Source organism: Blastopirellula marina, from assembly GCF_002967765.1.
Classification (GTDB): Bacteria; Planctomycetota; Planctomycetia; order Pirellulales; family Pirellulaceae; genus Bremerella; species Bremerella marina_A.
Genome location: NZ_PUHY01000015.1, coordinates 629,371 through 640,470, shown reverse-complemented (window position 1 = coordinate 640,470; position 11,100 = coordinate 629,371). Strand labels below are relative to the sequence as shown.

Here is an 11,100-nt window from a genome sequence, read left to right as displayed (position 1 = left end):
CCGATCACGCAAAGGGGCAAATTGATGATCGAACTAACTGAAAGCCAGATCGATGCCGAGCGAATCCGACTCGCCGTTAGTTCGCCCAAGTGCGGAGCCATCGTTCTCTTCCTGGGAACGACCCGTCAATTCACCGATGCGAAAGAGACCCTCACTCTGAGCTATACGGCGTACGGTCCGATGGCGCAAAGCCAAATGGAAAAGCTCGCGGCTCAAGCACAAGCCCGGTGGCCCGTCGAGAAGTGCGCAATCGCCCATCGATTAGGGGAAGTCCCGATTGGAGAGGCCAGCGTTGCCGTCGCCGTTTCCAGTCCCCACCGTCGAGATGCCTTTGAGGCCGCCAGTTGGCTGATGGATCGCCTGAAAGAGCTAGTTCCTGTCTGGAAAAAAGAGCATTGGGCCGACGGAGGAACCGATTGGGTTCATCCAGGTCTTTCCCCTCCGGCAGGCCAAAATGGAGTACAATAAACCGCATGTCCTCCGATCTCCAGACTCCGCTTGTCGACTCCTTTGGCCGTGTGCATACCAGCCTGCGCATTAGTGTTACCGATCGTTGTAACATTCGCTGCTTTTATTGCATGCCGCTTGAGAATATCCGCTTCAAACCACGCGACGAACTTTTAACCTTCGAAGAGATCGTCCGCGTTGTTCGCATCGCCGCATTGCGAGGAGTGCGCAAACTTCGCCTGACAGGTGGCGAACCGCTGGTTCGCTCTAACCTCTCGGAACTGATTCGCATGCTACGCGAAATTAATGGTATCGACGAGGTGGCCCTGACGACCAATGGGATTCTATTTGCGGAACAAGCAGAGCAGTTGAAACAATCCGGACTGAACCGGGTGAACATCAGTCTCGATTCAATCAATGAAGCCGTCTTCGAACAGATCACTCGTCGCAAAGGGGTCGATCGCGTTCTGGCTGGTATTACAGCTGCTCAAGAAGTTGGTTTCGATGAAATACGTCTCAACGCCGTTGCGATCCGAAATCTAACCGAAGGGGAAATCGTTCCTCTGGCCAACTTTGCGCGTGAAAACGATCTGCATTTGCGTTTTATTGAGTTCATGCCGCTGGACGCCGACAAGGCTTGGAAAACCGACCAGGTCCTCTCTGGCCGCGAGTTGCGTGCGATAATCTCGCGCGAAATTGCCCCGCTAAGAGAAGCTGACCGCTCCGATCCCAGCCAACCAGCAACGGACTTTGTTTACGCCGACGGTAAACAGCAAATTGGATTTATCAACAGCGTGACCGAGCCGTTTTGTAATTCGTGCAACCGGCTACGGATGACTGCCGAGGGGCAACTCCGTAATTGCCTGTTTAGCACCACCGAATGGGACGCCAGACAGCTTTTGCGAGATGGTGGAAGCGACGAAGACCTTTCCAAGCTATTGAGCGCTTGCGTTAAGGCCAAGAAGGCCTCGCACGGAATCGACTCCCCCGAGTTCGTTCCGCCAGAGCGTGCGATGTATCAAATCGGGGGCTAAACCAATTAAGGAAGTGAGCGACACGTAAGTGGCTAGGGAAAGAATCTACTTCGATAATGCGGCAACCAGTTGGCCCAAACCACCTTGCGTCGTCGAGGCGGTCCAGCACCACATGACCCAACTCGGCGCCTGCGCCGGCCGTAGCGGATATCGCGAAGCCAACGAAGTCGAGCGTTTGATCGGCGACACACGCAAGCAAGTCGCGTACTTGTTCGGAACCCATTCCCTGGAACATGTCATCTTTGGCCTCAACGGCACCGACATGTTGAACCTAGCCTTGCATGGTTTTCTCACCCGCGGCGATCATGTCGTTACGACAACGATCGAACACAATTCAATCCTCCGTCCTCTTTCGTATTTGAAAAACACCCTGGAAATCGACGTCACGTACGTCGAACCGGAAGAAGATGGTCGTGTCGATCCCGCCAAGATCGGCGAAGCGATTCGCCCAGATACTCGCTTGGTTGCCATCACACATGTCTCCAACGTAACTGGCGCAATTCAGCCGATCGAAGAGATTTACGCCATCGCTAAGGATCGCGGCGTCCGAATGTTGGTCGATGCCGCTCAGTCGGCCGGGCATTTGGATTTGAATCTTTCGGTCACGCCGATCGATATGGTCGCGTTTTCGGGCCACAAGGGATTGCTTGGTCCGCTTGGCACCGGTGGCATGATTCTGCAGCCGGAAATCGTGCCCGAGCTTCAATCACGTCGCCAAGGCGGAACCGGCACCAAAAGCGAATTCGACGAACAGCCAGACGAGCTTCCGGTCAAATTTGAAAGTGGTAACGCAAACGTTACCGGGCTGCTCGGACTCCGCGCCGGTGTGGAATACATCCGCGAACAAACAGTCACTGCCCTTCACCGTCAAACAATGCAGTGCACAGCGCAACTGCTGGAAGGGATGCAGCAACTTCCGAAAGTTCGCATCTTTGGGCCCGACAACCTTGAGCATCGTGTCGGCGTGGTAAGCATCCAAGTCGAGGCATTCGACCCTCATGAACTCGCGACGGCAATGGATTCGGCTTTTGGCGTCCAATGTCGAGCTGGCCTCCATTGTGCTCCGATGATGCATCAGCACTTGGGAACGATTGGATCTGGCGGTACGCTAAGATTTAGCCTGGGGATCTTCAACACGCCTCCCCAAGTCGAACGCACGCTAGAAGCGCTGCGAACGATTTTAAAATAAGCTGGTTTCTCGCTCTTAAATCTATCGATTATGTCCAAAGCCTCCCCAAACAACGGTCCCTGGTACCAAGACGGTCTTCAATTTCAATGCTCGCAGTGCGGCGATTGCTGTACTGGCGGACCAGGCTACGTTTGGGTGAACGACGCCGAGATCGCCGCTCTGGCCAAAGAAACCGGGATGACGGTCCCACAATTCGAGTCGGTTTACGTCCGAGAAGTCGGATTGCGAAAGAGTTTGAAAGAATACTCAACCGGCGACTGCGTTTTTCTCGATACCGAAAAACGGGGTTGTACGGTCTATCCGGCGCGACCCCGTCAGTGCAAAACCTGGCCCTTTTGGGACTCGAATATTCGTACCCCGGAAGACTGGCAAGCAACCTGCGAATTCTGCCCTGGTAGCGGTAAAGGGCGTCTCTACTCGCTTGATGAGATCCAGGACCGTGCTAGCGAAATCCGAATTTGACGATTTTTCGGCTCAAATCGTCCGGTTTGCATTGAAGATTTACCGATTATTCCGTCGATACCGATTACACGGAGACCGGTACGCTTGGACCGTGGAAGGTGAAATTCACCCCAAACGATCCGAAACTGGCCTCCGCGACCTTTGTTCTTTGAAAATTGGATAGTTCGGAGAAGCCTGAAAACTAGCGTCAGGTGGTGATGCTGGCATCGCGTTAAATTGACGTGACGTCAGAATCGTCTTGACTCTAGTACTTGTGGCTCCTACACTTGGAGCAATTGCCAAGAGTCACCTTAAAAACTTACGGCGTTTCATTCATTCCTTGTGTGGGAGTCGCCTCGTGACCAAAAAAGAGATTGTGAAGACGATTTCTGAAGAGATCGGGCTCACACAACTCAAGACGAAAGAGATCGTCCAGAAGACGTTCGATGCTATTGTTACCACCCTGGTGGAGGAAGGACGCATCGAACTTCGCAACTTCGGCGTTTTCGAGGTCAAGAAGCGAGCGGCTCGCAAGGCACGCAACCCTCGGACTGGTGCCAAGGTGGACGTCGACGAAAAGTTTGTCGTGACGTTCAAACCTGGCAAAGAGATGGAAGAACGAGTTCGCCAACTTGAGGAGAAGGCCCGCCAAGGTCGCCTCGAATCAGAGCAGCAAGCTGCCGGTGAACAATCGCCTTACTCATCTCCCCCGCAGCCATCAGGCGAAACGCCTGACTATGGCTCGCCTTACTCCAGTCAGCCGAATCCGCCCAGCCATGGCGATTTCGGTTCGTAAAGCGAATCGTGGCTTCTAGTTCCCAAGTTGCACAGGTCTCTCCGAACTCTCCAAATTTCAAGACTTCGGTCGACGGAACATTAACGCAGACGGTCAGGATGGCCGCTTCATAAGTTTCACGGAGGAAATGAGATGCGTAACTTCATCATTGCGACGCTGCTTGGGATCGCACTTCTTGGCAACACGGGTTGCTTCCTGCCGATTTACTCGGCCGACCCGACCACTCGTACGACCGAATTGATCTACACGTCTGAGAACATGCGACACGTTCTCGAAGAGTGGCAACGTATCTGGTTCCTCGACCAGCCTAGCCACTTGGCACCTTATCGCACTCACGGCGGCATCATCTAGGTCGCCCCTCCGCTTAAAGAACCGTGAAACGAGACACCATCGGGCTGCGCTTGTGTAGTCTGATGGTGTCTTTTTGTATGCGCGGTAAACGCTTTCTTCCGCCATTGGGACCTCGTTGCCAGAAGTTCCCCACACCGCTACGATTGGCTTATCTTTACGGCGGTTAGAACGCCCTATTTGCTCGAAATACTCTCACCATCGTCTTTCGCATGTCTGTTGAACTCGCCGTCCAACTTGGCCGGCTCTCTCTCCCGAATCCTGTTTTGGTCGCCTCTGGTACGTTTGGCTATGCCAAGGAAATGGCCGGGATCGTCGACTTGGCGAAGTTAGGCGGGATTCTACCCAAGACGATTACCAGCAGCCCCCGTCCAGGGAATAAACCGTGGCGCACGGTCGAAACCACGGGGGGAATGCTCAACAGCATCGGGCTCGATAACGACGGCATCGATTACTTCGTCGCCAATCATCTCCCCTACCTTGGTTCGGTCGGTTCGCCACTAGTTGTCAGTATTGCCGGTAAGACGCGGGAAGACTTCGTCGCGATGGCCCGCCAGTTGGGGGAACACCCGGAAGTTGCCGCGATCGAGCTCAATATCTCTTGCCCCAACGTCAGCGGTGGGATCGACTTCGGTACTGACCCTGCGACCTGCGAAAAGCTGGTTGCTGAGGTCCGCGCGGCCTGTCCGCATCCAATCATCGCTAAGCTGACACCGAACGTAACTAGCATCACCACGATCGCCAAAGCCGCCGAAGCAGGCGGAGCGGACGCCGTGTCCGCGATTAACACCGTGCAGGGCATGGCAATCGATTGGCGTCGCAAGAAACCAATGCTGGGTAACGTCATTGGTGGCCTCTCAGGTCCGGCGATCAAACCGGTTGCGCTGCGCTGCGTCTTTCAAGTAGCCAAGGCGACCTCGATTCCGATCATCGGGATCGGGGGCATCAGCAGTTTGGACGACGTGATGGAATTCCTGGTTGCTGGGGCAACGGCGGTGCAAATCGGCACGGCGAACTATTTCGATCCGACGCTGTCCAATCGAGTAATCAAAGAGCTTCCTAACGCCCTGGAAAGCATCGGCGCGGCGAGCGTGAAGGAAGTGGTCGGAACGCTTCACACGTAGACGACTCACGAGTGGGGCTACCCGGGGTGACACGTTCGCCCGCTGTCCGTCATAATAACACGCTGGTTCTGACTTCCTTGGTCCCTGTATACCCATAAACCCATGCGTGTCCTTTCCGGAATCCAGCCGACCGGGCGTCCCCACTGGGGCAACTACTTCGGTGCCATCCAGCAATACATCGAGTTGCAGGGGAACGAGCAATCGTTCTACTTCATCGCCAACCTCCATGCCCTGACAACGGTTCGCGACCGCGAAAAGCTGGAGACGGCGACCATCGATATGGCGCTTGATATTTTGGCGTTAGGGCTCGATCCCGATAAGGCGACCCTCTTCGTTCAGTCGGACATCCCTGAGATCAGCGAATTGTGCTGGATCTTGATGACCGGTACACCGATGGGTTTGCTCGAACGCTGCGTCAGCTACAAGGACAAAAAGGATAAGGGCCTGAAAGCAGACGCCGGTCTGTTCACTTATCCAGTTCTGCAAGCCGCCGATATTCTGGGTTACGATTCCGACGTTGTGCCAGTTGGCCAAGATCAAGTTCAACATATTGAAGTCACACGCGATATCGCCCAAAGCTTCAATCATCAATTCGGCGAAGTCTTCGTCCTTCCCAAACCCAAAGTGCTCGACGCCTCGGCCAAGGTCCCAGGAACCGACGGCGAGAAGATGTCGAAGAGCTATGGCAACATCATCGAATTGTTCGAGCCGCCGAAACAAGCTCGCAAAAAGATCATGCGGATCGTCACCGATTCGCGGCCAATGGAAGACTCGAAGGATCCTGAAACGGATCACCTTTACCAGCTTTATTCGTTGTTCGCCGCCCCCGCGGATCTCGAGGAGATGGCGGCCCTATATCGCAAAGGCGGCTTTGGGTACGGTCACGTGAAAAAAGCCCTGGCCGACGCTGCGGAAGCTTACTTCGCGGAAGCACACGAGCGTCGAGCGGAATTGGTTGCCAACCCAGACAAGGTCAAACAAATCCTGGGTGACGGAGCGCAAGCAGCTCGTAAGAAGGCCCGAGAAGTATTAACGCGGGCACAAGAGGCGTCTGGAATCTCCGCGTGGCACGCACGTTTGAAGTAGGGTAAATCAGCGCATGGATATTATCGGAATCGGCACCGACATCATCGAATGCCTGCGGATCGCCCAGATGATCGAACGTCACGGCGAGATGTTCATCAATCGCGTTTATACACCGCACGAGATCGAATACTGCAGCGAACGCAAAGCGGCCACACAGCATTACGCTGGACGCTGGGCCGCGAAGGAAGCGGTTCTCAAGGCCATCGGGACTGGCTGGATCAAGGGAATCACCTGGCGCGATGTTGAAGTCGCGAATCAGTTCGGTGGTAAACCGATCATCAATCTTTCTGGCGGAGCCCTCGATTCCGCCAAGCGTCGCGGAATCGAAGAAGTGCAGATCAGTATTTCGCACTGTCGAACTCACGCGGTTGCCTACGCAATAGCTCTTGGATCGGCTAAAACGCTCGCGAACCCACGCCCCTAGCCTTCTCAACGAATCTTTCCTTAGCAGTCCGTTGATTTTCTGCTTCGGTAGCGAGTTATTGAGATTGGGGCGAGGGCAAGGCGTGAATCCGCAGGCATATCCACTAGATATGTCGAGGAATTCACAACGCCGCAATCGCCTCAATCTCAACAACGTAGCCGATCTGAGAAATTCGACAGGCTGTTAACCGAAGATTCTTCAAAACCTGCTTGCACCCAACTGTACATGCGTATACATTGCATGTCGTTGCGGGGCAGTTCTCGTTTTGTGACGATTCACTTCTGGATTAGGGACGATTTACGATGAGCCTGAACGAAATGATTTTTGGTGATTTCGAACAAGAAATGGCCAACACCCGCAAATGCTTAGAGCGGGTTCCCAACGATAAATGGGACTGGAAGATCCACGACAAGTCGAACACGATCGGCTGGGTTGCACGACATCTGGCTGAGATCCCCGATTGGGCCGAGTCGATCTTGAAGGATGATGAATTCGATATCAATCCGCCTGACAAGCCGGCGCCAACACCAGCCGATGTCAGCACGACCGAGGCGGCGTTGGCACTGTTCGATAAGAACGTTGCTGCCGCAAAAGCAGCACTCGCAGATGTTTCCGAAGAAGAATTGACCAAGCCATGGTCGCTGTTAGCAGGCGGCCAAGCTCTATTTACCATGCCGAAACACGCCGTCTTTCGCACTTGGGTAATCAATCATTCAGTTCACCATCGTGCGATTCTTACAGTTTACTTCCGGGTGAATGATATATCCGTTCCAGCTCTATACGGTCCATCGGGTGATGAAGAAGCGTAATTTGGCGACTTTCTAGAGGCGTTTCTGGAATCGCATCACGCTTCCCGTAATGACCATTAAACCGCAGAGCGTTAGCCCGATAACCGATGGGATCAAATCGAAAAAATCCGCGGCACGCAGCACGATGCCGCGGAGGATTTCGATGAAGTAGGTCACCGGAATTGCGAAGGTGACCAAATAGATCGGTAACGGCATCTCGCTGCGGGGAAACATGAACCCAGACAATAGCACCGACGGCAACATGATGATAAAGGCAAACTGTACCGCCTCGAGTTGCGTGGTCGCGACGGTCGAAACGAAAAGTCCCAGCCCCAGGGAGCAGACCATGAACAGCATCGATAACGTCAGTAGCAGCGTGATGCTTCCATTAATCGGTACGCCAAACGCATAGATCATCACCGCCAACACAATCAGCAGCTCGACGAATCCGATCATCGCGTAGGGGAATAACTTTCCCAGCAGTAACCCCATTCGCCCTACTGGCGTCACGAAAAGCTGCTCAAGCGTTCCCAGTTCACGTTCGCGCACGATGGCGAACGAGGTAAGGAACAATGTCACTAACTGCAAAATGATTCCAACCAGTCCTGGTACAAAGAAATGAGCGCTTTCCAGCCCAGGGTTATAAAGCAATCGTGTGCGGGCATCGATCGGCAAGGCCAACTCACCATTGGGATCACGCGATGGTGCGACCTGTAGATTATCAGCAAAGCTCTTCGCTCTCGCGATCGACAGATTTAATCCAAGTAGCTGCGCTGTGCTTTGAGCCGTCGTCGCCACTTGCGAATCGCTTCCATCGATCAATACTTGCAACTGAGCTTGCTCACCGTGCAACAATTTGTCGGAGTAGTCTGGCGGAATCCGCAGTCCGACTTTGGCTCGCCCCGACGTCAACGCTCGATGAAACTGCTCGCTGTTGATCGCGGTTTGTTCCAGTTGAAATCGCCGCGTGTTGAGAAACGCGGAAATGACATCGCGTGATTGTTTCCGCCCGTCAAGATCGAGCACGACCATCGGAATGTTTTCGATTTGCGTATCGATCGCGTAGCCGAAAATGATCGTTTGCATCACAGGAACGACCAGCATAAAGAACAGCGTGATCGGTTGGCGACGGATGTGAAAGAATTCCTTAACCAGCACTGCCCAAAGTCCGAACATAGGCTTGCCAGGAACTCGCTTTCGAGGTTTTGCGGTAAGCCCTTTCTGTGGCATCAATTGCTCATCAGGCTGAGAAACTTCCGCTGCGATCTCCTCCCCGACGACTTCCGCCCCTTCCTTTTCCGCATTGGCAGTCAAGGTCACAAAGACATCTTCTAACGAAGGAGCAATCGGCCGCATCTCAATCTCTTGATCGGCCACTCCGAGATGACTTTTCAGTGTCTCAGGAGAGACATCTTCGTCGATCAGAACGTGCAAGGTCTCGCCGAACAGGGTTGCATCCCGCACGCCGGGTTGTTGGCGAAGGTTGGCCAGATGCTCCGCAACATGAGGAACACGCAACTCAAAACGACGCGTTCCTTCCGGTGTGATCTGCGGAAGTTGTTTCAGTTCGTCCGGCTTCCCGAGCACCAGGAGTCGTGATAAGTAAAGGTAGCCCACGTCGGTGCAGCGTTCTGCTTCGTCCATGTAATGCGTCGTGACGACCAGCGTGACACCGCGCCCAGATAGCTCAAAGAGCAAATCCCATAAATGCCGCCTAGCGACGGGATCGATCCCGGCGGTTGGCTCATCCAGAAACAACAAATCTGGCTCATGAATCAACGAACAAGCGAGGGCCAACCGTTGCTTCCATCCTCCAGAAAGGGTGCCAGCCAATTGATCAACAAAGTCGTCGATGCCGGTCAGTTCCATCACCGCCTTTTTGCGTTCTTCAAGTCGGACGTTGTCCAATCCGTAGATTCGTCCGTAAAACTCAAGATTTTCGCGTACCGTAAGATCGGCATAAAGGCTGAAATGCTGCGACATGTAGCCAACTCGTGGCTTGATGCTTTCCGACTCGATGTAGGCATCTCGCCCGAGAACGATGGCTCCTCCTTCGCTCGGAGGTAGGATCCCCAGAAGCATCCGAATAATGGTCGATTTGCCGCTTCCGTTGGGGCCTAGAAGCCCGAAAATCGCTCCTTTACGAACCTGGAAACTGACATCGCGTACGGCGACAAAATCGCCGAAGCGACGCGTCAAGTGTTGAACCTCGATGGCAAGCTGCGTGTCGCTCATTCCCCATCCTTCACAGGGTCTAGCGAAACATCTGTCGTCATACCGGGACGAAGTCGTCCCACTTTCTCGTTCAGTTCGACTTTGATCCGAAAGACGAGTTTCGAGCGTTCTTCCGGAGTCTGCACGTTGCTTGGTGTAAATTCAGCCTGCCGGGCAACAAAGACGACGACACCCAAAAATCGTTCTCCGCCAAGACCATCGACGGTAACCCACAGCTTATCGCCCACCTCAATTGCAGATCGGTTTTGGGGCACGTAACACCGCACCCACAAATCTTCCTTGTCGAGAACGGAAAGGACAGGCGCGCCAGCCGAAACGAGGTCACCCGGTTGGAGGTCGAGGGCTTCAATAAAACCGTTCACCGGGCTAACGATTCGCAGTTCCTTGGTTTGCTCACGCACCACATCGACGGCGGCCTGGGCAGCATCGCGAGCGGCTTTGGCTTGATCGATATCCTCGGAACGATAACCGTTTCGAACCAATTCCCAAGCGGCTTTCGCCTCGGCTACTTGCCCCTCGGCCTCGCGTATTTCTTCTTCCCGCGTGCCTTCTTCTAATAGGCCAAGTTCCTGCTGGCGAACGAGCGATTGGGCCTGGGCCGATTCTAATTGCTCGTTGGCAGCATCGAATTCCTCCTTAGGAATTGAGTTCTTCTCGTACAGTTGCGTACGTCTCGTAAAGTTTTGCCTGGCCAATAGCAATTCAGCTTGAGCAACTTGCAACCGTCCGCGTGCTGCTTCGATCTCTTGCTTTCGTGGCCCCGCTTTGAGCTTGTCGTAGTAGGCCTTGGCTTGATTGAATTTTGCTTCCGCCTGAGCGATCTCTTCGGCACGGAAGCCAGACTTCATTCGCAGGTAGTCGGCCTCACGCTGAGCGAGCGTAGCGACGGCTTCCTTTTCTCGTTCGAGCAGATCGTATGGTTCAAGTTCAACGAGCAATTGGCCTGCCGAAACCGCTTCCCCTTCTTCGACACGAACTTCCTTGACGCGCCCGCCGACGCGCGAGCCTACTCGGATTTCGTCAGCCTCGAGAAACCCAGATACCGAATTGGGAGGAGGACGAAACTTACTGTAGGCAACCAACCCTCCTAAGGCCACAACGACCAGCGCAATGAGCAGGGCACGATAGAGCATGACTACAGACTTTCCCGCATTGGATGCAAAACTCGTAGGTACGCTTCTGGTAGTT

At 54.0% G+C, this 11,100-nt stretch carries 12 protein-coding genes; 10 read left to right on the top strand and 2 right to left on the bottom strand.

The window, feature by feature from the left end; translation table 11 throughout:
* The first annotated feature begins 24 nt into the window (after positions 1-24).
* From C5Y83_RS27155 to C5Y83_RS27110, 10 genes are all read left to right on the top strand, one after another.
* Positions 25-468: a molybdenum cofactor biosynthesis protein MoaE gene (locus tag C5Y83_RS27155; protein WP_105332920.1), complete on the top strand. Its 444-nt coding sequence runs from the start codon at positions 25-27 to the stop codon at positions 466-468.
* Between the two features lie 5 nt (positions 469-473).
* Positions 474-1,481 (top strand): GTP 3',8-cyclase MoaA, encoded by a 1,008-nt coding sequence (moaA, locus tag C5Y83_RS27150; RefSeq protein WP_105332919.1) that lies wholly within the window; start codon positions 474-476, stop codon positions 1,479-1,481.
* Between the two features lie 28 nt (positions 1,482-1,509).
* Positions 1,510-2,670: an aminotransferase class V-fold PLP-dependent enzyme gene (locus C5Y83_RS27145; RefSeq protein WP_105332918.1), complete on the top strand. Its 1,161-nt coding sequence runs from the start codon at positions 1,510-1,512 to the stop codon at positions 2,668-2,670.
* A 30-nt stretch (positions 2,671-2,700) separates the two neighbouring features.
* Positions 2,701-3,132 (top strand): YkgJ family cysteine cluster protein, encoded by a 432-nt coding sequence (locus C5Y83_RS27140; RefSeq protein WP_105332917.1) that lies wholly within the window; start codon positions 2,701-2,703, stop codon positions 3,130-3,132.
* Positions 3,133-3,469: 337 nt separating this feature from the next.
* Positions 3,470-3,907 (top strand): HU family DNA-binding protein, encoded by a 438-nt coding sequence (locus C5Y83_RS27135; protein ID WP_105332916.1) that lies wholly within the window; start codon positions 3,470-3,472, stop codon positions 3,905-3,907.
* A gap of 132 nt (positions 3,908-4,039) precedes the next feature.
* Complete coding sequence (locus C5Y83_RS27130) at positions 4,040-4,258, top strand: hypothetical protein (RefSeq protein WP_105332915.1); 219 nt, start codon at positions 4,040-4,042, stop codon at positions 4,256-4,258.
* Positions 4,259-4,467: 209 nt separating this feature from the next.
* Positions 4,468-5,379 (top strand): dihydroorotate dehydrogenase, encoded by a 912-nt coding sequence (locus tag C5Y83_RS27125; protein ID WP_105332914.1) that lies wholly within the window; start codon positions 4,468-4,470, stop codon positions 5,377-5,379.
* A gap of 102 nt (positions 5,380-5,481) precedes the next feature.
* A complete protein-coding gene (trpS, locus tag C5Y83_RS27120) occupies positions 5,482-6,465 on the top strand; it encodes a tryptophan--tRNA ligase (protein ID WP_105332913.1) in 984 nt (327 codons plus the stop codon).
* 13 nt (positions 6,466-6,478) lie between these two features.
* A complete protein-coding gene (acpS, locus tag C5Y83_RS27115) occupies positions 6,479-6,889 on the top strand; it encodes a holo-ACP synthase (protein WP_105332912.1) in 411 nt (136 codons plus the stop codon).
* Between the two features lie 302 nt (positions 6,890-7,191).
* A complete protein-coding gene (locus C5Y83_RS27110) occupies positions 7,192-7,698 on the top strand; it encodes a DinB family protein (protein ID WP_105332911.1) in 507 nt (168 codons plus the stop codon).
* A gap of 12 nt (positions 7,699-7,710) precedes the next feature.
* Here C5Y83_RS27110 and C5Y83_RS27105 read toward each other — a convergent pair whose 3' ends face one another.
* Both C5Y83_RS27105 and C5Y83_RS27100 read right to left on the bottom strand, forming a co-directional pair.
* Entirely contained in the window at positions 7,711-9,912 is a 2,202-nt protein-coding gene (locus C5Y83_RS27105) for an ABC transporter permease (RefSeq protein WP_105332910.1), read from the bottom strand.
* Positions 9,909-11,045, bottom strand: coding sequence for an HlyD family secretion protein (locus C5Y83_RS27100; RefSeq protein WP_105332909.1), 1,137 nt, complete (start codon positions 11,043-11,045; stop codon positions 9,909-9,911). The genes C5Y83_RS27105 and C5Y83_RS27100 overlap by 4 nt, the downstream gene beginning before the upstream one ends.
* Positions 11,046-11,100 lie beyond the last annotated feature (55 nt).